We start from the raw sequence: 21,299 nt of genomic DNA, 5'->3' as shown, positions 1-21,299 counted from the left end.
GGACGCATCCGTTTCCTCGGCCTCTTCCCGCGTCCTACTCGGACTCTCAGACACGATGCAGCTCCTGACTCCCGAACAATCCGGCCGGTCTCCAGACCAGGACCAGCAGCATCACCAGGTAAGGCGCGACGATCTCGAGCCCCTGCCCGAACGACGCCAGTTCCGTGTGGTAGCCGAGCACCAACGCCTCCGACAGGCCGACCAGCAGCCCTCCCGCGATCGCGCCGGACGTGGAGTCCAGACCGCCGATGATCGCGGCCGGCAGCGCCCGGAGCGCCACCTGTTCCAGGCTCGTGTCCAGTCCCGGACTGGGGAACCCGACCAGGAAGACGCCGGCGACGACCGCGAGCAGCCCGGACATTCCCCAGGCGACCGCCGCCACCACGGGCAGCCTGACTCCCATGAGCGCGGCCGTCTCGGGGCGTTCGGCGGTCGCCCGCATCGCGACCCCGTAACCGGACCGCTGGAGCCACAGATAGAACGCTCCGAGAAAGGCCAGGCTGACGGCCAGCGCGACCACCCGGATGGCCGGGACGGTCACGCCGAGCACCGACAGGGTGCCGGCGCCCCACGGGTCCCCGGTGGGGATGATGCGCGGGCCGATCCGGCGGTCCACCTCGGTCACCAGGGCGAAGTCCAGCCCGATCGTCATCACGCTGGCCGCGACGACGGCGTTGCGGCGGGTGAAACGGCGGACGAGAACGATCTCGACGAGCACCGACATCCCCGCGGTGAACAGGATGCCCAGCAGCAGCGCGATCCAGAACGGCACGCCGTGGGTGGTGGTCGCGCTGGCGACGACGTAGGTGCCGAGCATGAGCATCGACGGCTGCGCCAGGTTCACGACCGCGGACGCCTTGTAGACGATCACGATTCCCAGTGCCACGAGCGCGTAGAGCGAGCCCACGGAGACACCGGTGATGAGCACGGTGGCCAGGTAGTTCACGCCGACTCCTCCGCGGTTCCCAGGTACGCCGCGATGACGCGCGGATCGCCGGACACCCGCAGCGGATCCCCGTCGGCGATCACGGTCCCGAAGTCGAGCACGGTGATGGCGTCCGCGACGCTCATGACCAGCTTCATGTCGTGCTCGACGAGGACGACGGTCAGCCCGCGTTCCACCGCCAACCTGGTGATCAGCGTCGTCAGCTCCGCCTTCTCGTGGGTGTGCAGGCCGGCCGCGGGCTCGTCGAGCAGGAGCAGCCGGGGGGAGGTCGCGAGCGCGCGTCCGAGGTCGACCCGCTTCTGCAGCCCGTAGGGGAGCTCGGCGGCCATCTCGTCCAGGTGCTTCCGGAGGTCCAGGTACTCGGCCACCTCGGCGGCCACCGCCCGGGCGACGCGCTCGGCCCGCCGCTCCGCGGGCAGCCGGAGCCCGGCGGCGATGACGCCGGCCGTGCCGTGCCGGTACTGCCCGATCATCAGGTGCTCCTCCACCGTGAGGCCGTCGAACATCGACGCGTTCTGGAAGGCGCGCCCCACTCCCATGCCGGTGATCTTGTGGGGCCGCTTCCCGACGAGTTCGCGGCCGTCCAGCCGGACGGACCCCTCCTGCGGCGGGTACAGGCCGCTCAGCACGTTGAGCAGGGACGACTTGCCGGCGCCGTTGGGGCCGATCAGGGCGTGCACCGAGCCCGCCGCGACGTCCAGCGACACGCCGGACAGCGCCGCGAGCCCGTTGAAGCGGAGCGTCACGTCCCGGACGGTGAGCCCGGCCGGGGCGTCCGCCCGGTCATGCGCGTGGGTCGTCATGGATCTCACCTCCCAGGTATGCCGCTTGGACGGCGGGACTGGACCTCAGCTCCGCCGCGCCGCCCTCCAGGACGATCTCGCCGACCGCGAGGACGTAGGCGCGGTCCGCGAGTTCGAGCGCGACGTGGGCGTTCTGCTCGACGATCACGACCGAGGTCCCCCCGCCGTTGATGTCGCGGATGATCCGGCTCACCTGGTCGACGATCCGCGGCGCGAGGCCGAGCGATGGCTCGTCGAGGAGCAGCAGGTCGGGGTCGGCCATCATGGCGCGCCCGAGAGCGAGCATCTGCTGCTCTCCGCCCGACAGCAGGCTCGCCGGCCGGGCGCGCCGTTCGGACAGGATCGGGAACGTGTCGAAGGCCCGGTCCAGGCGCCTGCGCAGCTCGGCGCGCGTGCCGCGCCGGGCGTGGCCGCCGATGCGGAGGTTCTCCTCCACGGTGAGCGTCGCGAAGATCTGCCTGCCTTCGGGGACCTGGACGATGCCCCTGCGGACCCGCTTGTCGGCCGACCGCGCGCCGAGCCGGGTGCCGCGGTGGAGCACCGAGCCGGCGACGACCCGTCCTCCGTGCGGCGTCAGCACCCCCGAGATCGTCCTCAGCAGCGAGCTCTTTCCGGCGCCGTTGCTCCCCAGGATGGCGACGACCTCGCCCTGCCCCACCCGGACTCCCACGTTCTTCAGCGCCGTGGAGGAGCCGTACTGGACGGTGAGTCCTTCCGCCGCGAGGACCGGCGGTCCGCTGCCCGCCGTCACTTCTGCGGTGACTCGTCGGCGAACCGGGCCACGGTCGGGCCGGCGTAGTCGGTCTCGACGACGTCGAGGCCGCCCGGTACGCCCTTCGCGGGACGGAGCACGATGATCTTGTCGGACGGGCCGGCGCCCGGCTTCGAGTAGTCGAGCGGCACGGTCGCGCCCTGGGTGTCGATCGTGAACTTCCCGTGGAAGACGTCCCACAGCGCCCGCCGGTCGAGGTCCTTCCCGCCGTCGCAGGCCTTGGTCATCGCCTGGTCGAGCACCGCGGAGATCGCGAAGCCCAGGACCACCATCTGGCTCGGCGGCACCCTGGACCCCGACTTCTCGTACAGCGCCCTCACCTTGGTCGCCGCCGCCCCGTCCCCGGAGTAGGCGGTCACGCTTCCGACGACCAGCGCGCGCTTCTCGAGGATCGAGGCCACGTTGGTGTCGAGCAGCTGCGGCGCGTAGGCGCCCATGGACGCGACGATCGGGACGTCCATCCCGGCGGCCTCACTGAGACCGGCCAGGGAGGCGAGCTGCGGCGGGGCCGCGTTCACGAAGACCGCCTTCACTCCGGCGTCCTTGAGCGCGGTGACCTGGGACGTCAGGTCGGTGATGCTGGGATCGACCTGGACCGCCTCGACCGTGACGCCGTTCCGCCGGCCGGCGTAGCGCAGCCCGGCCAGGGCCGGCTCGCCGAAGTCGCCCTGGAAGTAGACGTGCCCGACGGTGTCGCCGCGCTCGATGTCGCCCCGCTCGACGAGGTAGTCGAACGCGTCGACGGCCTCCGCGTCGAAGTAGGTGCCGGGCACGACGAGCGCGGGCGACCGTCCGAGCTCCGGGGACCAGCTCATGGCGATCGCCATGATCCGGTCGTCCTCGAGCTCGGACCTGATCGCCAGCGAGGTCGGCGAGCCGACGCTGATCTGGTAGGCCAGCACCTTGTCGTTCAGCTCGCCGGCCAGGGAGATCGCCTTCTGCGGGTCGTACCCGTGGTCGCGGGTCTCCAGGACGATCCGCCGGCCGCAGGTGCCGCCGGCGGTGTTCTTCTGGTCCCAGTACAGCTGGATCCCGAGGTTCTGCTGCTCGGCGGGCGCCTTGAACGGGCCGGTCAGGTCGCTGAGCACGCCGAGGTGGATCTCGCCGTCGGTGACGCCGACGGCCGCGGTGCCCCCGCCGCCCTTGGTCGAGCACGCCGCCGCCGTGCCGAGGAGCGCCGCGCAGAGGAGGACGCGCCCCGCCTTCGCCGCGCCGGAGCGGATGATGCCGCCTGCGTTCATGGGCTTCCTTAAGTCCGGTGGTTTCGAGATGGGGTGGGTGCGCGCCCTCAGCGGGCGGCGTTGATCTCGCGGATCGCCGCGAGAGCCTCGTCCGGCTCCATGCGGGTCCGGTAGGCCATCGAGACGTGGCGGGCCCGCACGGTCCCCTGGCGGTCCAGCACGAAGGTCGCCGGGACGGGGAGGCTGTAGTGCCCGTCGGGCTGCTGCTTTGCCAGCGCCGCCAGCGTGGAGTCGAGCATGTGCGCGGTGATCCCGGCCGGAAGGTCGAACCGGATGCGGTAGGCGTCGAGCACGTGCTGGTCCACATCGGACAGGACGTCGTATTCGAGGGCGTTCTTCTCGCTCATCGACATCGCGTCGTCCGGGGCCTGCGGGCTCACGGCGATCAGAGAGGCGTCCTGCGCTGCGAACTCGTCCAGCCGGCTCTGGTACGCGCGCAGCTCCAGGTTGCAGTAGGGGCACCACGAACCGCGGTAGAAGGTCAGCACGACGGGCCCCGTCGCTAGCCGGTCGGCCAGCCGCACCCGGCCGCCCCGGGCGTCGGGGAGCTCGAAGTCGGGGGCCCGGTCCCCGATCGCGAGTCCCGGCACGAGGCCCTGCTCCTCGATGTCCGCGAAGGCCCGGTTGATCGCCGCCTTGGCGTCCTCCGGTCGGTTCACCGACGCGGCCAGTTCTTCCAGTTGCTCCCTGAGGGACGTCCTGCGCGACGCGGCATCCGCCATACTCGCCTCCACCGATTAACGGCACTTGTGTTCGATAAACGGAACAGTGGCATCGGCGTTCGGAGATTGTCAAGAGTGCGCACTTCGACTGGTGAGGGCGCATGCGCGGACGGAGACACAGGCGAAGAAGGCATGCGCGAGCGCGCGATGCGAGGAGGGGCGCACCTGGTCCGAGCACGGACGGGCGATGGCGGTCACCCGCGCAGCGGGTGGTCCGCTCCCGGCGCGAACCGGAACGGGAAGATCAGCCGCCGGCGAGCGACAGCGCCTTGGCGAGCGCCATCACCTCGGTGGCGAGCGCCGGCACCTCCGAGATGCGCTCGGCCGGTATGACGAGGCCGACGCTGCCCATGGCCTCGCCCCCCGCGGTGAAGATCGGGGCGGCGATGCCGGTGTAGCCGGGCACCACCTCACCGGTCGTGACCGCGTATCCCAGCGAGCGGGCCTCGGCCACCTCCGGCCGCTCCCCCGGACGCGGCGGCCGCCCCGAGAGGATGGCGATGCCGTACGCCGCGAAGGCCGGCAGCGGCCCGCGGGCGCCGACGCGGAAGTTGGCGGCCGACGGCTCGATGGACAGCACGGTCACCACTTCGTCGCCGTCGGCGATGTGCAGGACCGACGTGGCCACCACCCGCTCGGTCGCGTCGCGGAGCAGCGGCGTCGCCATGGAGATGAGATCCCGCGAGACCATCCGGGCCAGGCTGAAGACCCCGCTCCCCACGACGTAGCGGCCGTCGTCCAGGCGGGTCGCGAACTTGCGGGCCGTCAGCGTCGCCAGCAGCCGGGCGACGATGGACCGGTGGACGCCGACGTGCTGGGCGACCTCGGTGGCCGTGAAGCCGTCCGCCGACGTACCGAGGAACTCCAGCACCTGGAGCCCGCGATCGAGGGTCTGGGCGATCTCCCCGCCCGCCGGCTTTCCGCTGGCCCCCACACCGGCCTCCTTGATCCTCGCATCGCGTGCCGCAACCGCCACTTTTACCAGAATCCGGCACCTCTCCCGGCACCGACACGACCGGCGGCCGGGTCCCCCGAGGCCGGGCACCGGATGCCGCTCACCGTTGACAGGCTTTCAGGTTACCCGATATACGAGTCTAACAACCGATTATCGCACATTGGAGTCTCATGGCCGAGAGCGACGATCTGGAGACGATCCAGATCCCCGAAGTGACCGTGCGGCCGGCCCCGGGCCGCGCCAAGGTCGTCACGGTCCCCGTCGACGGAGACGTGGTGATGGGGATGCGCGCCGAGATCGCGGAGCACTACGGCGTCCCCGGCCACGAGCTGGAGCCGCACGCGACGACGCTCGACTACCTGATCGGCGCCGCCGCGGGATGCCTGACCGGCACCTTCTCCGGGATGCTCCTCGCGCTCGGCCAGGACACCGGTGGCGGCAGCCTGGTGGCGAAGGCCGCGGGACGCATCGTCAAGGAGAAGGCCGTGCTCCGCGTGGCGGGCGTCCACGTCGTCTACGAACTCCGCCGCGACGCGGGGGTGGCGGAATCGGACATCGTCCGCGCTCATGCCGTCCATCAGCGCCGGTGCCCCATCGCCCGGTCGATCGGCACGAGCGTCACCCTGACCACGGAACTGCGGTTCCGGTGACGGCCGGGAGCCCGTCCGCCGCCGGCATTCCCCGGCTGCGGCTCAACGAGTTCGTCGAGCGGCTCGCGACCAGGACCCCCACGCCGGGCGGAGGCGCGGTCCTCGCGGTCTCCGCCGCCATGGCCGCCTCCCTCGTCCAGATGGTCATCGGCTACACCGGACCGGAGCGCCTCGGAACCGCCTTCCCCCCGTCCAGGCTGCGCGGCCTCGAAAGGCTGGGCGCTCGGGCGCTGCGGCTCGCCCAGCAGGACGCCGCGGCCTACGCGGACTACGTCCGGGCGTCACGGGACACCTCGTCGGACGCCTCCGCCCGGCGGCACCGGGCCGGTGCGGCCATCGTCGCCGTCCCCCTGGCCGTCTGCGAGATCGCGGCCGCGGTCGCCGCCGCGGCCGCGGACCTCGCGTCGTGCGGCAACCCGCACCTGGCGGGCGACGCCGCGATCGCGGCGCACCAAGCGGCCGCGGCCGCCACCGGCGCGGCGCACCTGGTGTCGGCCAACCTCGGGGACGGCGCGGCCGACGACATGCGCGCGTCCCGTGCCGGCCGCCTGGCCTCCCGGGCACGGGCCGCAGCCGAGTCGTTGCCGACGACGGGAGCCGCCACCCGGTCGGCCGAGGAACACCGATGACGACCACGGCCGCGGACTCTGTCCACCGCGGCCCGCTCACCGGCCGCGGAGGGAACTGCTCGGTCATGGGGGTCCTCAACGTCACCCCGGACTCGTTCTCGGACGGCGGCAGATTCGCCACCCCCGCAGCCGCGATCGCGGAAGGCATCAACCTGCGCCGGGCGGGCGCCGGCATCGTGGACGTGGGCGGCGAGTCGACACGCCCCGGCGCCGCCCGGACCACCGGCGAGGAGGAGCTGCGGCGGGTCCTGCCCGTGATCGAGGGACTGGCCGCGGCAGGTGTGGTCGTCAGCATCGACACCATGCGCGCCTCGGTCGCCAGGAAGGCCGTTCGCGCGGGCGCCGTCCTCGTCAACGACGTCAGCGGCGGCAGAGCGGACGCGGCCATGCACCGCACGGTCGCCGAGCTCGGCGTCCCTTACGTGCTGACCCATTGGCGCGCGCCTTCGCGATCGATGAGAAGTCACGCGCGCTACGACGACGTCGTCCGCGAGGTGAGGGACGAACTTCGGGTGCAGATCGATCGTGCGCAACGGCTGGGGGTCCGACAGGAGCAGATCATCCTCGACCCGGGTCTGGGTTTCGCGAAGAACCCCGACCACAACTGGATCCTCCTGAGGAACCTGGCGCACATCGCGATGGGCTACCCGCTCCTTGTGGGCGCCAGTCGCAAGAGCTTCCTGGGCGAACTGCTCGCCGCGCCGGACGGGCGCCCCCGCAGCGCTGCCGACCGGGACGCGGCCAGCACCGCCATCTCCCTGTGGGCGGCGGTGCAGGGCGCCTGGTGCGTAAGAGCGCACGACGTGCACAGCACGGCTGACGCATTGAGAGTCGCCGCCGAACTCCGCCCGTCCAGCGGTGTGAAGGCAAGAACCCGAGCGCCCGGCCCAAGCCAGGCCGAGCACCGGCCATGAGGCGATGAAACAAGCAGCCGCGAAACGAGCGGGCCGCCGGTCCGTGGTCCGGCCGCCCGGCACCGGGCTGCGTCGTGGTCGGCCGCCGGACGGGCGCCGGACGGCCGTCCGGCGGGCCGTCCGGCGCCCGGGCCGGGTGCTTCAGCCCTGTGATCGGGCGGAAGCTCAGGTGACGTCAGGTCAGTTCGCGGCCGTTGCCGGTGTAGTGCTCCCAGTCCTGCGGGTCGTGGCCGATCCAGATCTCGGCCGGCGTCGAGGCGGCGAGGCGCTTCATGCGCCGGATCGAGCGGACGGATTCGGCGGTGTTCCAGTCGGTCCCCATCGGCATGGTCTTCTCGATCGCCGCGCGCAGGTGGACCGCGTCGCCGGTGAGGATCAGGTTGCGCGACGGCAGGCGCACCAGCAGGCCGCTGCTTCCGGGCGTGTGGCCGGGGAACCTGAGGACGACGATGCTGCCGTCGCCGAACAGGTCGTGGTCGCCGGGCAGTTCGTGCCAGGTGAAGTCCCGGGCCGGGTCGATGTCGCGGTAGCGGAACAGGTCGCGCTGGGGCGGATGCGGCCAGTAGGCGTGCGGAAGCTCGCCCTCGCCGATCCAGATGTCGGCGTGGGGGAAGAAGCGCAGGCCGCCGGTGTGGTCGTCGTGCAGGTGCGACAGGACGACGTGCTTGACGTCCTCCACGGTGTACCCCAGCGCCTCGATCTGGCGGTCGACGCGCTGCGCGGGGTCGTAGCGGAGGTGGTTGAACTCCAGCGTCTCGGGCCTGTAGACCGACAGCGGGTCCTCGCTGGCCTCCGGGATGATGCCCGTGTCGAACAGCACCAGCCCCCGGGGATGCTCGATGAGGAAGCACGGCACCGGAATGGTGACCCGCCCCTCTTCGTGCACGACGAGGAAGTTCGCGGGCAGGGTGAAGGTGGGGCCTTCGAGCGCCCAGAGCCGCGTCGCCACACCGGCGGGCGCTCCCGCCAGGGCCTTGCTCGATGCTTCGGTCATGCCGACACCGCCTTTGCTTGGGTGGGAATGAGACGTCGCCGCACGGCGCTCGCGAGCGCGCGTCCCCTGGCGCTCTGGAAGACGGCCGCGACGGCGATGACGGAGCCCTGGACGATGAGCTGCATCGCGGACGGTGCGCCCACCGACAGGACGAACTGGTTGAGCTGGCTGAGCAGCACCGCCGCGACCAGCGTCCCGACCATGCGGCCGCGGCCGCCGGACAGCAGCGTCCCGCCGAGGACGACCGCCGCGATCGACGGCATCACGTAGCCGTCGCCGACCTGGAGGTTGGGCACGTTGACGTAGCCGGCGAGCACGATCCCGGCGATGGCGTAGCATGCCGAGGCGCCCACGTAGGCGGACCAGCGGATCAGCGAGACCCGCAGGCCGGACGCACGGGCGGCGTCGATGTTGGCGCCGACCGCGACGAACCCGCGTCCGAACCTCGTCGACGCCATGACCAGCGCGGCCACCAGCACCAGGACGACGGCCAGCCACACCAGGTTCAGCACGCCGAGCGTCCGCCCGGTCGAGAACGCGCTCAGGCCGGGCGGCACCCGGTGCGTCGTGCCGCCCGAGTAGGCCAGGACGAGCCCGCCGATGACCGCGTTCATGCCGAACGTCGCGATGAGCGGGGTGACCTTCAGGTAGGTGACGAGCAGGCCGACCACGCCGCCGATGACGGCGCCCGTGACCAGGACGGCGGGCACGGCCCAGAGCAGGTCGCCGTCGCCGTGCGGGAGCTTGCTGACCATCACGGCGGACAGCGTCACGGTGCCGGTGACCGACAGGTCGATGCCGCGCTGCTGGACGACCAGCGTCTGGCCGATCCCGCAGACGGCCAGGACGGCGGCGAAGGGGAGCATCGCGTTGAGCGAGGCCCCGTTGACGCTGCTCGGCGCGACGAGCAGGCACACGATGAACAGCAGGATGGTGGCGTACAGGACCGGCATCGCCGGTAGCCGCCGGGTGACCCGATTCATGACGAGCTCCTCGCTCCCGCGCCCTGGAAGCCGAGCTTGGAGTAGAAGGCGGTGGCGGTGATCACCAGGGCTCCGAGCAGGAACTGCTGCCAGTAGGCGGTGAGCCCGAGGAATGACACCACGGTGTTGATCTGCAGGATGACCGCGGCGCCCAGGAGGGCGCCGACGAACGACCCGCGTCCCCCGAAGAGGCTGGCGCCGCCGAGGACGACGGCACCGATGGTCGACAGGGTGTAGACGTTGCCGACGGTGGCGTTGCCGGAGCCCGCGACCGGCAGGAACACCAGGGCGCCCACCATGGCGAACACCGAGGCGCCCACGTAGGCGAGGAGGTTCATCCGGCCGACCTTGACGCCGACCTCGGCGGCCACGCCCGGGTTCGAACCGGCGGCGCGCAGGCGGACGCCGGTCTCGGTCCGGGTGAGGGCGAGTTCGAGCGCGACCGCCACGACGATCGCGACGATCACCGTGACCGGGATGAAGGCGACCGTGCTCTGCAGCTGGTAGACCAGGCCGGGTTCGAACGAGCCGCCCGGGGTCTCCCGCATGATCAGCGCGACGCCCTGCAGCGCCGTGTAGGTCACCAGGGTCGCGATGATCGGCCCGATCTGGAACAGGCGGACCAGCCCCCAGTTGACGACCGCGACGGCGATGCTGACGGCCAGCAGCGCCAGGCAGCCGAGCACCATGCCGGCCGGGCCGGTGCCGGGGGCCAGGACGAAGGACGCCGTCACCACGACCACGCTGATCAGCGGGCCGATGGACAGGTCGATGCCGCCGACGAGCAGCGCGAACTGCTGTCCCATCGAGGCGAACACCATGATCGCCAGCATCGGCAGGATGAGCCCGAAGTTGCGGCTCGACAGGTAGAACTCGTTCTGCGACGCCGCCACCGCGCCGAGCGCGAGGATGGCCACCCCGAGAACGGCCCAGGGGAGCACGTTGGGCGGCAGCAGGGCCTTACCGCGCCCCTTCCCCGCCGCCTGGTCCTTCTGCGTGCGGGAGGCGGTCGAGGTGGTGACGGCCGCCTCGGTGATGCCGCGCTCGACGACCTCGTCGCCGTCGAACTCCTTGACGATGCGCCCCCGGGAGAAGACCAGCACCCGGTCGCACAGGCCGGCCAGTTCGGAGTTGTCGGAGGAGAGCACGCAGACGGCCTTGCCCTGCGCGGTCGCCTCCCGCAGCAGCGCGTAGATCTCGGCGCGGGCTCCGACGTCGACGCCCTGGCTGGGCTCGTCCACCAGGATCAGCGCGGCGTCCGACAGCAGCACGCGGCCGATCATGACCTTCTGCTGGTTGCCGCCCGACAGCGACTCGATCGGCGCCTCGCCGCCGACGGTGCGGATGCCGAAGTCGGCGATGGCCCGGTCGGAGCGGCGCCGCTCGGCGCTTCCGCTCAGCAGGCCCAGGCGCGAGAGCGGCGCCAGGGCGCGCAGCATCAGGTTCTCCCGCACCGACAGCCCGGTGAGGGCGCTCTCGCGGTGCCGGTCGTTGGACAGGTAGGCGACGCCGGACGCGGCGGCGCGGGCGGGGCCGCGCACGTCGATCTCGGCGCCGTCGAGCCGCACCGTCCCGTGCGAACGCTCCAGTCCGGCCAGGGCGCGCAGGACCTCGCGCTGCCCCTGCCCCTCGACCCCGGCCAGGCCCAGGATCTCACCGCGGCGCAGCGCGAACGACACGTCGTCGAAGCCCGCGCCGCGCAGCCCCCGCACGGTCATGATCTCCGCCGCGTCCCCGGACGCGGCGAGCTTGGCGGGGAACCGGGCCGACAGCCGCCGCCCGACGATCAGCGTGACCAGCTCGTCCTCGGTCAGCTCGGGGCCGACGGGACGGGTGCCCCGCAGCTCCCCGTTGCGCAGCACCGACACGACGTCGGCGATCTCGATGACCTCGCGGATGCGGTGCGAGATGTAGACCACCGCCACCCCGTCGGCCGCGCAGCGCCGGATCGCCTCGAACAGCACGGCCACACCCGCCTTCAGCAGGTGCTCGGTCGGCTCGTCCAGGATCAGGACGGACGGCTCGCACGCCAGCGCGCGGGCGATCTCGACGACGAAGCGCTCGTCCGGCCGCAACTGGCGGGTCGGCACGTCCGGCGCGATCCGCGCCACCGCCTCCCATGCCGCCAGGTGCTCGCGGGCCCAGGCGTTCTGCCTCCGGATCGACGGCCGCAGCCGCGCCGGGACGGCCATCCGCATGTTCTCCGCGACCGTCAGGTCCGGCAGCAGCGCCGGTTCCTGGTGGACGATGGCGAGCCCGCGTTCACGCGCCCAGTTCGGGTCGCCGTGCTCGCCGACCTCGCCGCCGAGCGCGACCGTGCCCTCGTCCGCGCGCACCGCGCCGGACGCGATGGCCATCAGCGTGGACTTGCCGGCGCCGTTCTCCCCCACCAGCCCGTGCACCCGGCCGGCGCGGAACGACAGCGAGACGTCGTTGAGCGCCCGGACCCCGGGATAGGACTTCGATACACCGCGAAGCCCGAGAACCTCGGCGGCTCCCACGCCGGACGCCGCGGCGTCCGACACCTTGATTGGTTCCATTGGTAATTCTCCTCGCCGGCGATGGGCGGGCGGCGCTCCCGTGCGCCGTGCCGCCGTCCGGGGACCGCCGTACTCCGGGACCGCCGTCCTCCGGGGAGCGGGGCGCCTCCCGGAGAACGGCGGTGCGGCTGCTACTTCGCGAAGATCTCCGCGAGCCGGGTCGCGTCGAACGTCGACGCGAGAGGGGCGTCCTGCGGCAGCTTGTCGTCGCAGGCCGGGATGATGTCCTTGGTCGTGTCGATCCCGACCGCCCGCTCGAAGACCCAGCTCTCGCCGTTCTCGACGCCCTGGACCGCCGCGACCGCGTGGCGCAGCGCGACGCGGCCGATGGACACGTCGCCGTCGGACGAGAACAGCTGGAAGTCCGGGTTCTTCTCGTGCAGGTCCCGCCACATGCAGACGAGCTCGTTGGTGGACGAGCCGCCGGCGACGGGCGGCAGCGGCTTGCGCGCGTTCTGGTAGGAGCGCACGATGCCGGGCCCGGTGCCGCCGAGGTAGTCGGCGATGAGCGCGGAGGTGTCCGGGTACTGGGCGAAGGTGCCGCTGACGACCTTCTGCGACTCGGCGGGGTCCCAGTTGGTGGTGATCGGCCCGCTGCCCTGCATCTTCAGCGCCGGGTTCTCGGCCAGCACCGCCTGGAAGTCCTTCCAGTATTTGGCGCTGAGCGGGTTGCCCGCCGTGCCGCCGAGGTAGGCGAGCTTGCCGCCCTTCGGCAGCGCCCGGCTCAGGAACTCGCCCCAGGCCTGGGTCTCCTTGGCCAGGGCGAGGTCGACGAATCCGGTGTAGTCGGTCCCGGCGGTGCCGCCGGGGTCGGCCTCGAAGGGGACGACCGTGACGCCGCTCTCGAACGCCTTGCGCAGCGCCGGGACGGCCGCCTTGCCGAAGTCGTCGTAGGTGATGATCGCGTCGAACCCCTGGGCGGTCGCCGAGTTGATCATCGAGATGTACTGGTTCTGGTCGTTGTTGGCGTCGAAGTACTTGACGGTGACGTTGCCGCACTTCTCGGCCTCGTCCTGGACCTCGGCGAGGGCCACCTTGCGCCAGGAGTTGTCGCCGAAGCCGACGACGTAGGCCACCTTCGCGTTCTTCTCGCCGCAGAACTGCGACAGGCTCGGGCGGCCCTCGCGCCCCTGCGGGGTCTTGTTCTGCTCAGCCACGGTGGTCTTGTTCTGCACTGCCCCCGAGTTGCCGCACGCGGCCGTGAGGGCGGACGCGAGAGCGAGCCCGGCCACGGCGGCACCTCCTCTCGCCCAGCGACTGTTGACCATGTGAACTTCCTTTCGGGTGGGGTGGGGATGGTCCCCGGGGTGGCGGGGGGGCGCGGCTACTGGATGCTCCGGCCGCCGTCGACGTCGAGGCAGACGCCGGTCAGGAACTCGGCGGCGGGGCTGGCCAGGAACGTCACGGCCGCGGCGACGTCGGCGGGGACGGCCTGGCGGCCCATCGGGATGCCCGCGACGATCGCGGCCTCATCCTCGGGGGTCATCTCCGCCGCGCCGGTGGCGAGCTTGACGAACCCGGTCGGGGACGCCACCGGGTTGACGGCGTTGACGCGGATGCGCGGCGCCAGCTCGGTGGCGAGGGCGCGGGTGAGGGTCTCGACGGCGCCCTTGCTGGCGTTGTAGGCGAGGCGGCCGGGCCGGGGGCGGATCGCGCTGATCGACGCGGTGTTCACGATCACGCCGCCGTCGGGCATGTGCGGCACCGCGTACTTCGTCGCGGCGAAGACGCTGCGCGCGTTGATGGCGAACTGCCGGTCCCAGGTCTCGATGTCGATGTCGAGGGCGTGGCAGATGCGGTGCGGTGCGCCCGCGTTGTTGGCCAGCACGTCGATCGAGCCGAACTCCGCGACGGTGAAGTCGATCAGGGCCTTGATCTGGTCCGGCTCCGCGACGTCCACCGTGAAGGGCAGCGCGCGGGGGAGCCGGCCGGCCACGGCCGCGGCGCCTTCGGCGTTGATGTCGGCCACCACGACGTTGGCGCCGCCCGCGGCGAACTGCTCGGCGATCGCCGTGCCGAAACCGGACGCGGCACCGGTGACGATGACGTTCTTTCCCTCGAAGGCGGCGGGGTTCACCGAGGACGGGTTAGTCATGGCTTTGTTCCTCTGTTTCTTTGTCGGAATCGGTCTCAGGCCGCTGCCACGACCTGATGGGGTTCTTCCAGGGCGAGAGCGCTCCCCGGTGGACCGCCGGCCCGGATCGGAAATGCTGGGCCTGCTCCAGGGTTTCGATGAAGGGCAGGTCCATGGGGTAGAGCGCCGCGTCCGAGACCCGCGGGCCGGCTTTGGAGACGTGCCCGTAGAGCCGGTGGCCGACGATCTCCTCGGCCAGCGCGACGGTGTCGATGAGGCGGTCGATGTCGACCCCGGTGTCGTAGCCGAGCGCGTCCAGCATGACGACGAAGTCCTCGGTCGGGAAAAGCGTCGCGGCCCTGCCGTTGCCGCAGTACGGGCAGCCGGCCATGCCGCCGATGCTGGTGTCGGTGGTGACCGTGAACGTCTCGTCGAGGCAGCGCAGCGCGGTGTAGAGGGAGATCCCCGCCATGCCGCGCGTGTCATGCAGGTGAAGGTGGATGTCGCGCACCTCGGGCCACCTTCGGCGGATCTCGGTGAGGTCCTCCTCCAGCTGCCAGGGAACGTTCCAGCCCATGGGGTCGGCGAAGAAGACCTTGCGGACGGTGACGCCCGCTTCCGTCCACAGGTCGTGCTGGCGTCGCAGCATCTCCATGCGCTGGGCGTGGCTGAAGGCACCGACCCAGTTGGAGCCCCAGGCGGCCCCCACTCCGATCTCCGCCTCGGTCTGCCCGGCTTCGACGGCCGCCGCGATGATGCCGGGCCAGGAGGCGATCTCCTGTTCCTGCGTGCGGTTGGTGTTGCGCTGCGCGAACACGTCGCAGAGATGCGCCCTGGTCGCCGGGCGCGATTCCACGAGGGACAGCCGCTCGGGAATGTACGCCGCTCGCCATTCCACGCCGCGCTGGTTGAGCGCGAGCGCCGTATAGATGACGCCTTCGGCAGGGGTGAACGACTGGACGAGTTCGTCGATGCCGGCCATTTGCGGCGTCCACTTGGGACTGACGAAGCTCCCGACGACGATGTTCCGCAGGCCGGTCTGCGACAGCGAGTCGAGCAGCCGCACCTTCTCCTCGACCGGAATCGCGCTGTCCTCGATCTGCAGCCCCTCGCGCATTCCCTCCTCAAGGAGGGCGACGCGCGGCAGATCCGCCCGTGGGGCGGGCATGGCGTGCAGGCCCTTGGCGTCGGTCACGGCCGCGCCCCGTTCGCCGTCCCGCGGATCTCGGCGAGCACCTCGTCGGTGTGCTCCCCCAGATCCGGTGCGGGGCGCAGCTCGGTGATCGGCCCGTTCTCGTCCGCCAGGGGCGTGACGACGGCGCGATAGCCGTCGATCTGCGGGTGCGGGATCGGCGGGACGGCCCCGATGCGCTCCACCTGCTCGTGCGCGAGGACCGTGTCGAGGGTGTTGATCGGTGAGCACGGGACACCGGCGTCCTCGAGCTTGGCCAGCCAGGTGTCGCTCCCCTCGCCCCTGAGATGGTCGGACAGGATCGCGCCGAGCGTCGCGCGCTCGCTCACCCGTGCCGGGTTGGAGGCGAAACGCGCGTCCTGCGGCAGTTCCGGGCGCCCGATGGCTTCACAGAGCGCGACCCAGAGCCGCTGGTTCCCCGCCGCGATGACGATGTCGCGGTCGGCGGTCGGGAACGCGCCGTAGGGGTAGATTCCGATCGTCCCGGAGCCGAGCCGCTGGGGCAGCTCACCGGCCGCCAGGTAGTTGGCGACCTGGACGGGCTGCCACATCAGCGCGGTGCCGAGCAGGCTGGTCTGCACGTGGGAGCCGCTACCGCTGCGCTCGCGCGAGCGCAGCGCGTCCAGGACGCCGATCACCGCCCACATCGCCGAGCCCTGGTCCAGGATCGACACCGGGATGCGGGCCGGTTCGCTGCCCGGGGCGCCGACCATGCCCATCAGCCCGGAGAACGCCTGCATCAGCGGGTCGTAGGCCGGCTTCTGACGCAGGGGCCCGGACGGGCCGTAACCGGTGATGCTGCAGTAGACGAGCCGCGGATTGTCCGCGCGGAGCGCCTCGTACCCGAGGCCCTTGCGTTCGAGCGAGCCCGGACGCAGGTTCTCCACCAGCACGTCCGCGGTGGCGGCGAGCGCGCGCAGATCCGCGATGCCCTCCGGGGACGACAGGTCGAGCGTCACGCTGCGCTTGTTGCGGTTCAGCGCGTTGAAGTGGCAGCTCTGCCCGTCCCAGGTGGGCGGCCCCCAGTGCCGGGTGTCGTCGCCCGTCCCCGGACGCTCGATCTTCACCACGTCGGCGCCCAGATCGCCGAGCACCATCGTCGCGAACGGCCCGGCGACGCTGGTGGTCAGGTCGACGACCCGCACTCCGTCCAGTGATCCGCGCATCAGCCGAACACCCCGCGTTCGAGAACCAGGGGGTCGTGCGACGGGATCACCTCGGCGCCCAGCCCCTCGATCCTGGTGAAGCTGTCGAGGTGGGCGCGCAGGTCCATGAGCGACCCGCCGACGATGTGGCGCAGCGTCCCGTCGCCCTCCCAGTTGCGGTAGAGGTTCACGCAGTCACCGGCGATCAGGAAGCGGCCACCGGCACCGGTGTCGACCAGCACGCCCTGCGAACCGGGCGTGTGGCCGGGCAGCCGCACCACCGACAGGCCGGGCGCGACGTCGGCGTCCCCGTCGACGGCGTCGATGCGGTCCTCGACCGGCATCCACGGCGGATCGATCACGTTGGTGTTCTCGAAGGCGACGCGAGTGGGCTCCAGCGGGTTCCGCGCGTACTCCAGTTCCGCCTTCTGGACGACGAACCGGGCGTTGGCGAACAGGGCGTTGTTGCCGCAGTGGTCCCAGTGCAGGTGGGTGTTGATCACCAGTTCCACGTCGAGCGGGTCGACGCCGATCCGGTCGAGCACGGCGCGCGGATGCTGGTCGTCCGGCCGCTCGAAGTCGTAGCCGTGGTGCTCGCGGACGAACCCGGCGTCGGGCGTCCCGGTGTCGACCACGACCGGGCGCGGGCCGCCGGTGATGACGAACATGATCTGCGGGACGTCCTGCACCTGTCCCCAGCCGCGCTGGTAGGTCAGCGCGGCGGTGGGGAAATTGTGCAGGACCCCGACGGGCAGTGCGTGGATTCGTAGTGACATCAGCGGCCTCAGTACGACTTCGGCATTCCGAGGACCTGGTGCCCGATGTAGGCCAGGACGAGGTTGTTGTTGATGGGCGCCACGACGGGCAGGCGGGCCTCGCGGAACTTGCGTTCGATGCCGTACTCCTCGGCGAGGCCGAAGCCGCCGAAGGTGTCCATCGCCGCGTTGGCGGCCTCCCAGTTCGCCTTCGACCCGAGCAGCTTGGCGGCGTTGGCCTCGAAGCCGGGGTTGAGCCCGTCGTCGAACATCGCCGCGGCCTTGAAGCGCATCAGGCTGGCCGCCTCGAGGTTGGCGTACGCCTGCGCCAGCGGGAACTGGACGCCCTGGTTCTGCCCGATCGGACGGCCGAAGACCTCGCGCTCCCTGGCGTACTGCGTGGCGCGGTCGATGAACCAGAAGCCGTCCCCGATCACCTCGGACGCGACCAGGATCCGCTCCACGTTCAGGCCGGACAGGATGTAGCGGAAGCCGCGTCCCTGCTCGCCGATGCGGTTGGCGACCGGGACGCGCAGGTCGGTGATCGTCAGCTCGTTGGTCTCGTGCGCGGTCATCGTGCGGATGGGCCGCGCAACGATGGAGTCGCCCGCCTCCCGCAGGTCCACCAGAAGGACTGTCAGGCCGTCGGTCTTCTTCTCGACGTCCTCGTAGCGGGTGGTCCGCACCAGCAGCAGCATGTAGTCCGAGTGCTGGAAGCGGGACGTCCAGATCTTGCCGCCGTTGACGACGTAGGTGTCCCCGTCGCGCTCGGCGAAGGTGCGGATCCGCGTCGTGTCGGTGCCGGCGTCGGGTTCGGTGATGCCGAACGCCTGCAGCCGCAGCCGGTTCGCGGCGATCTCGGGGAGCAGCCGCTTCTTCTGCTCCTCGTTGCCGTGCCGCAGGATCGTGCCCATCGTGTACATCTGCGCGTGCGCCGGGACGCCGGTGCCGCCGGAGCGGCTGATGGTCTCCAGGACGATCGCGGCGTCGGTGACCGTGCCGCCGCCCCCGCCGTACTCCTCGGGGATCAGCACCGACAGCCAGCCCGCCTCGCCCAGGGCGTCGACGAACTCCTCGGGGTACTCCAGCTTCTGGTCCTTCTCGGTCCAGTACTCCTGCGGGAAGTTGCGGCACAGGTCGGCGACCGCGTCCCGGATGCTCGCCTGTTCGTCGGTGAGCTGGTAATGCATGGGGAGTTCTCCTCGAATCTCAGAAACTCAGCGTCCGCGCCACCGGGGTGGGCGCTTCTCAAGGCGCGCGCGGATGCCTTCGGCGCGGTCTTCGGAGAGATAGGGGTTGGGCCCGGCGTTGAGCCGCAGGGCCGACGCGACGGGAAGCTCCCACCCCTTGCCGAGCATCTCCTTGTAGCGGCGCAGGCTGAGCGGGGCGTTCCCGGCGATCTCGCGGACGAAGGCCTCGGCCTCCTCGGCCAGCCGGTCGCGCGGGAAGATGTGGTTGATCAGGCCCAGTTCCCGCGCGCGGACGGCGTCGATGTACCGGCCGGTGTAGAGCAGTTCGAACGCGATCGCCCGGGGCACCATGCGGGGCAGCACGACGGTCGCGAAGTTGGCCCCCATGCCGATCTTGGCCTCCGGCATGCCGACGACGACGTGGTCGGCGGCGACGCGCAGGTCGCAGGCCAGCGCGAGCTCGAAACCGCCGGCGACGGCGGGGCCGTTGAGCACGGCGATGGTCGGCTTGGGCACTTCGAGCAGCGCCTCGTAGACGTTGCGCTGCACGCCCCGCATCGGGACGGGGATCTGCCGTCCGGCCGCGGCCATCTCGTCGAACTCCTTGAGATCGCCGCCCGCGCAGAACGCCTTCTCGCCCGCGCCGGTGAGCACGACCAGCCAGACGTCGTCGTCGCCGGTCACCCGGTCGAAGGCGTCCAGCAGGTCCGAGATCAGCCCGGTGCTCAGCGCGTTCCGGCGCTCGGGGCGGTTCAGGGTGAGGTAGGCGACGTGCTCGCGGACCTCGTAGCGCAGCCCCGCGCCGCTCTCGCTCACGGTCTCGCTCCCGGTCTCGCTCATGCGGGCTCCGCGAAGCGGCGCAGCGAGGTGGTCACCGGCGCGCCGGCCGGCGACATGTGCTTGAGGTAGCCGATGCGGTCGAGGTGTTCGAGCATCAGCGCGGCGCGGCGCACCCGCTCGCGGGAGGAGGAGATGCTGAGTGCGCGGGTGTGCTCGCCGCTCGGGTACATCTCCGGGGCGTTGCGCAGCCCGAACTTGAGGTAGACGGGCGCCACGTGGTCGATGAACGCGGGCGCCTCGTGCTGGCGGACGTACCCGCCGAGGGCGTCCGGCGACTCGATGTAGATGTCGATGGGCGTCGCGCTCGCCCTGCGCATGGCGGCGAGGTCGGCGACGGGAAGGTCTCCGGGCACGTTGATGGAGTCGGCGCCGAGCATCTCGATGACCGCGAACGACGCGGGGTTCGCCGGGCCGGCGAGCGCGGACAGCTTCAGCTTCACGTCACCGGGCAGGTCACCGGAGAGCCGGGCCTTGTGCAGTTCCCAGAGCACGCCTTCGTCGGCGACGAGCAGGCAGCGAACGCCGAGCTCGACCACGCGGGCGGCGTCCTCCAGGCTGTAGCGCAGCTGCGCCTCGCCGCGCACCCGCGGGCCCGCGCCACCGGAGGGCGTACGGGTGCCGGCGCCGATGTCCCACGTCCCGCGCGGGCCGAGGAAGAGGCACAACTCGATGCGCGCCGCCCGGGTCCTGTCCACCATGGCGCGGATCTCGGCGTCGCTCAGCATCGCGACGCCGCTGCCCTGGCTGATCCGGTGGACCGTCACGTTGAGCCGTTCCGCCTCTTCGAGGACGGCGTCCAGCGCGTCGGGACCTTCGACGGAGGGGATCTCGATGCGGAACAGCCCCCCGTCCTCGAACGGGAGCGCTCTTGACTGAGAGGGTGAGGATCCGGTGTCAAGTCCGACCGGCGGGTTGTGTACAGCCATGGCGACCTTTCGAGCGCGGGAGACCCCGGGGAGAGACACCGGGGGCCGCCGCCGGTACGGATGGACCGCGGGGCCGCCCGGGCGATGACCACCTGGGGGGCGATTCGATATTTCGAACTGCTGGTTGATATCTCGAACTTGGGCTACATTAAGCACTGCGCCGAGCCGAGGTCAAGACAGACCAAGGTGCGGACGACCAGGCAATCCGCCCCCCCAGCGGCTGCAGCGAGGAGCCGAAGGAGACGCCATGCCCCGACTGAACACCGCGGTGACACGGGCCCTCGACGTACTGGAACTCCTGATGCGCGAGGACCAGCCGACCCTGCGCGAGCTGACCGACGAGCTCGGCTTCCCGCGCACGACCGTGTTCGAACTCCTCAACACGCTCGTCGCGCGCGGCTACGTCACCAAGTCCGCCGACGAGCCGGCGCGCTACTCGCTCGGCGTGCGCACCTTCCAGCTCGGCAGCGCCTTCGCCGACCGCCTCGACTTCGTGACCCTGGGGCGCGCGGCGGCCGACGCCCTGTCCGAGCAGGTCAACGAGACCTCGCACGTCGCCGTCCTGGACGGCACCGACGTCGTCTACATCGCCAGGGCCGAGAGCCGCCAGAAGGTGCGCATGGTCTCGGCCGTCGGCGCCCGGCTGCCGGCGCACTGCACGGCGATCGGCAAGGCGCTCCTCGCGCAGCTGAGCGCGGACGAGCTCCGCGAACGGTACCCGCCCGGCTCCGAGCTGGCACGCCTCACCGACAAGACGATCTCCAGCGTGCAGGCGCTGGAGAAGGAGCTCGAACTCATCCGCGGCCACGGCTACTCGATCGAGGAGTGCGAATCCAACGTCGACGTCTGCTGCGCCGGCGCACCCGTCCGCGACCACACGGGCGACACGGTCGCCGCCATCAGCGTCTCGGTGCCCGAACCGCGCTGGACGGCCAAGTCGCGCGAGCAATGGGCGGCGCTGGTCGTCGGCGCCGCCTCCTCCTACTCCCGCCGCCTCGGCTACCAGGCCCCCGGCCGGCCCTGAACGT

Annotated in this window: 21 protein-coding genes; 4 read left to right on the top strand and 17 right to left on the bottom strand. The window is 71.4% G+C overall.

The features are described 5' to 3' along the window. Positions 1-46: 46 nt before the first annotated feature. From CHF16_RS31110 to CHF16_RS31085, 6 genes are all read right to left on the bottom strand, one after another. Positions 47-946: a branched-chain amino acid ABC transporter permease gene (locus tag CHF16_RS31110; RefSeq protein ID WP_089329729.1), complete on the bottom strand. Its 900-nt coding sequence runs from the start codon at positions 944-946 to the stop codon at positions 47-49. Then, the gene (locus CHF16_RS31105; RefSeq protein ID WP_089329728.1) at positions 943-1,749 is read right to left on the bottom strand and encodes an ABC transporter ATP-binding protein; all 807 of its coding nucleotides are present in this window, start codon (positions 1,747-1,749) and stop codon (positions 943-945) included. The genes CHF16_RS31110 and CHF16_RS31105 overlap by 4 nt, the downstream gene beginning before the upstream one ends. Next, positions 1,730-2,500 (bottom strand): ABC transporter ATP-binding protein, encoded by a 771-nt coding sequence (locus CHF16_RS31100; RefSeq protein ID WP_089329727.1) that lies wholly within the window; start codon positions 2,498-2,500, stop codon positions 1,730-1,732. The genes CHF16_RS31105 and CHF16_RS31100 overlap by 20 nt, the downstream gene beginning before the upstream one ends. Continuing rightward, the gene (locus CHF16_RS31095) at positions 2,497-3,762 is read right to left on the bottom strand and encodes an ABC transporter substrate-binding protein (RefSeq protein WP_089329726.1); all 1,266 of its coding nucleotides are present in this window, start codon (positions 3,760-3,762) and stop codon (positions 2,497-2,499) included. The genes CHF16_RS31100 and CHF16_RS31095 overlap by 4 nt, the downstream gene beginning before the upstream one ends. Before the next feature lie 47 nt (positions 3,763-3,809). Further along, on the bottom strand, positions 3,810-4,484 hold the full coding sequence (locus tag CHF16_RS31090) for a peroxiredoxin-like family protein (protein ID WP_089329725.1): 675 nt from the start codon (positions 4,482-4,484) through the stop codon (positions 3,810-3,812). Positions 4,485-4,728: 244 nt separating this feature from the next. After that, positions 4,729-5,418, bottom strand: coding sequence for an IclR family transcriptional regulator (locus CHF16_RS31085; protein WP_179271784.1), 690 nt, complete (start codon positions 5,416-5,418; stop codon positions 4,729-4,731). A gap of 191 nt (positions 5,419-5,609) precedes the next feature. Here CHF16_RS31085 and CHF16_RS31080 point away from each other — a divergent pair, with 191 nt between their 5' ends. Genes CHF16_RS31080 through folP form a run of 3 tightly spaced genes read left to right on the top strand, consistent with a single transcriptional unit; the run spans position 5,610 to position 7,632 of the window. Beyond that, on the top strand, positions 5,610-6,089 hold the full coding sequence (locus CHF16_RS31080) for an OsmC family protein (protein ID WP_089329723.1): 480 nt from the start codon (positions 5,610-5,612) through the stop codon (positions 6,087-6,089). Next, a complete protein-coding gene (locus tag CHF16_RS31075) occupies positions 6,086-6,718 on the top strand; it encodes a cyclodeaminase/cyclohydrolase family protein (protein ID WP_179271783.1) in 633 nt (210 codons plus the stop codon). Before CHF16_RS31080 ends, CHF16_RS31075 begins: the two co-directional genes overlap by 4 nt. Then, entirely contained in the window at positions 6,715-7,632 is a 918-nt protein-coding gene (gene folP, locus CHF16_RS31070; protein WP_342750148.1) for a dihydropteroate synthase, read from the top strand. The genes CHF16_RS31075 and folP overlap by 4 nt, the downstream gene beginning before the upstream one ends. Positions 7,633-7,807: 175 nt before the next feature. On the opposite strand, the gene CHF16_RS31065 is transcribed toward folP, so the two are convergent. From CHF16_RS31065 to CHF16_RS31015, 11 genes are all read right to left on the bottom strand, one after another. After that, a complete protein-coding gene (locus CHF16_RS31065; protein ID WP_089329722.1) occupies positions 7,808-8,626 on the bottom strand; it encodes an N-acyl homoserine lactonase family protein in 819 nt (272 codons plus the stop codon). Beyond that, positions 8,623-9,609, bottom strand: a complete 987-nt coding sequence (locus CHF16_RS31060; protein WP_089329721.1) for an ABC transporter permease — start codon at positions 9,607-9,609, stop codon at positions 8,623-8,625. Before CHF16_RS31060 ends, CHF16_RS31065 begins: the two co-directional genes overlap by 4 nt. Beyond that, positions 9,606-12,149: an ATP-binding cassette domain-containing protein gene (locus CHF16_RS31055; RefSeq protein WP_089329720.1), complete on the bottom strand. Its 2,544-nt coding sequence runs from the start codon at positions 12,147-12,149 to the stop codon at positions 9,606-9,608. The genes CHF16_RS31060 and CHF16_RS31055 overlap by 4 nt, the downstream gene beginning before the upstream one ends. A 131-nt stretch (positions 12,150-12,280) precedes the next feature. Then, positions 12,281-13,381, bottom strand: coding sequence for a substrate-binding domain-containing protein (locus CHF16_RS31050; RefSeq protein ID WP_179271782.1), 1,101 nt, complete (start codon positions 13,379-13,381; stop codon positions 12,281-12,283). 92 nt (positions 13,382-13,473) lie between these two features. Next, a complete protein-coding gene (locus tag CHF16_RS31045; protein ID WP_089329718.1) occupies positions 13,474-14,244 on the bottom strand; it encodes an SDR family oxidoreductase in 771 nt (256 codons plus the stop codon). Beyond that, positions 14,237-15,418 (bottom strand): beta/alpha barrel domain-containing protein, encoded by a 1,182-nt coding sequence (locus CHF16_RS31040; protein WP_218826927.1) that lies wholly within the window; start codon positions 15,416-15,418, stop codon positions 14,237-14,239. The genes CHF16_RS31045 and CHF16_RS31040 overlap by 8 nt, the downstream gene beginning before the upstream one ends. Continuing rightward, the gene (locus CHF16_RS31035; protein WP_089329717.1) at positions 15,415-16,581 is read right to left on the bottom strand and encodes a CaiB/BaiF CoA transferase family protein; all 1,167 of its coding nucleotides are present in this window, start codon (positions 16,579-16,581) and stop codon (positions 15,415-15,417) included. The genes CHF16_RS31040 and CHF16_RS31035 overlap by 4 nt, the downstream gene beginning before the upstream one ends. Then, positions 16,581-17,336: an N-acyl homoserine lactonase family protein gene (locus CHF16_RS31030; RefSeq protein ID WP_089329716.1), complete on the bottom strand. Its 756-nt coding sequence runs from the start codon at positions 17,334-17,336 to the stop codon at positions 16,581-16,583. Before CHF16_RS31030 ends, CHF16_RS31035 begins: the two co-directional genes overlap by 1 nt. 8 nt (positions 17,337-17,344) lie before the next feature. Continuing rightward, a complete protein-coding gene (locus tag CHF16_RS31025) occupies positions 17,345-18,505 on the bottom strand; it encodes an acyl-CoA dehydrogenase family protein (protein WP_089329715.1) in 1,161 nt (386 codons plus the stop codon). 27 nt (positions 18,506-18,532) lie between these two features. Beyond that, positions 18,533-19,345, bottom strand: coding sequence for an enoyl-CoA hydratase/isomerase family protein (locus CHF16_RS31020; protein ID WP_089329714.1), 813 nt, complete (start codon positions 19,343-19,345; stop codon positions 18,533-18,535). After that, entirely contained in the window at positions 19,342-20,271 is a 930-nt protein-coding gene (locus tag CHF16_RS31015; protein ID WP_089329713.1) for a hypothetical protein, read from the bottom strand. Before CHF16_RS31015 ends, CHF16_RS31020 begins: the two co-directional genes overlap by 4 nt. Positions 20,272-20,518: 247 nt before the next feature. On the opposite strand from CHF16_RS31015, the gene CHF16_RS31010 reads away from it, so the two are divergent. Next, positions 20,519-21,295, top strand: a complete 777-nt coding sequence (locus tag CHF16_RS31010) for an IclR family transcriptional regulator (protein ID WP_089329712.1) — start codon at positions 20,519-20,521, stop codon at positions 21,293-21,295. The last annotated feature ends 4 nt before the right edge of the window (positions 21,296-21,299 follow it).

It is taken from the genome of Actinomadura meyerae, from assembly GCF_900188445.1.
In the GTDB taxonomy this organism is placed as follows: Bacteria; Actinomycetota; Actinomycetes; order Streptosporangiales; family Streptosporangiaceae; genus Spirillospora; species Spirillospora meyerae.
Note: the sequence above shows the minus strand (reverse complement) of the source record. Positions and strands in the feature narration are given on the sequence as shown.

Coding starts and splice junctions, on each gene's coding strand:
- CHF16_RS31105 (WP_089329728.1), bottom strand. CDS start 1,749: ATGACGACCCACGCGCATGACCGGGCGGACGCCCCGGCCGGGCTCACC.
- CHF16_RS31095 (WP_089329726.1), bottom strand. CDS start 3,762: ATGAACGCAGGCGGCATCATCCGCTCCGGCGCGGCGAAGGCGGGGCGC.
- CHF16_RS31090 (WP_089329725.1), bottom strand. CDS start 4,484: ATGGCGGATGCCGCGTCGCGCAGGACGTCCCTCAGGGAGCAACTGGAA.
- CHF16_RS31080 (WP_089329723.1), top strand. CDS start 5,610: ATGGCCGAGAGCGACGATCTGGAGACGATCCAGATCCCCGAAGTGACC.
- folP (WP_342750148.1), top strand. CDS start 6,715: ATGACGACCACGGCCGCGGACTCTGTCCACCGCGGCCCGCTCACCGGC.
- CHF16_RS31065 (WP_089329722.1), bottom strand. CDS start 8,626: ATGACCGAAGCATCGAGCAAGGCCCTGGCGGGAGCGCCCGCCGGTGTG.
- CHF16_RS31060 (WP_089329721.1), bottom strand. CDS start 9,609: ATGAATCGGGTCACCCGGCGGCTACCGGCGATGCCGGTCCTGTACGCC.
- CHF16_RS31055 (WP_089329720.1), bottom strand. CDS start 12,149: ATGGAACCAATCAAGGTGTCGGACGCCGCGGCGTCCGGCGTGGGAGCC.
- CHF16_RS31045 (WP_089329718.1), bottom strand. CDS start 14,244: ATGACTAACCCGTCCTCGGTGAACCCCGCCGCCTTCGAGGGAAAGAAC.
- CHF16_RS31035 (WP_089329717.1), bottom strand. CDS start 16,581: ATGCGCGGATCACTGGACGGAGTGCGGGTCGTCGACCTGACCACCAGC.
- CHF16_RS31030 (WP_089329716.1), bottom strand. CDS start 17,336: ATGTCACTACGAATCCACGCACTGCCCGTCGGGGTCCTGCACAATTTC.
- CHF16_RS31025 (WP_089329715.1), bottom strand. CDS start 18,505: ATGCATTACCAGCTCACCGACGAACAGGCGAGCATCCGGGACGCGGTC.
- CHF16_RS31020 (WP_089329714.1), bottom strand. CDS start 19,345: ATGAGCGAGACCGGGAGCGAGACCGTGAGCGAGAGCGGCGCGGGGCTG.
- CHF16_RS31015 (WP_089329713.1), bottom strand. CDS start 20,271: ATGGCTGTACACAACCCGCCGGTCGGACTTGACACCGGATCCTCACCC.
- CHF16_RS31010 (WP_089329712.1), top strand. CDS start 20,519: ATGCCCCGACTGAACACCGCGGTGACACGGGCCCTCGACGTACTGGAA.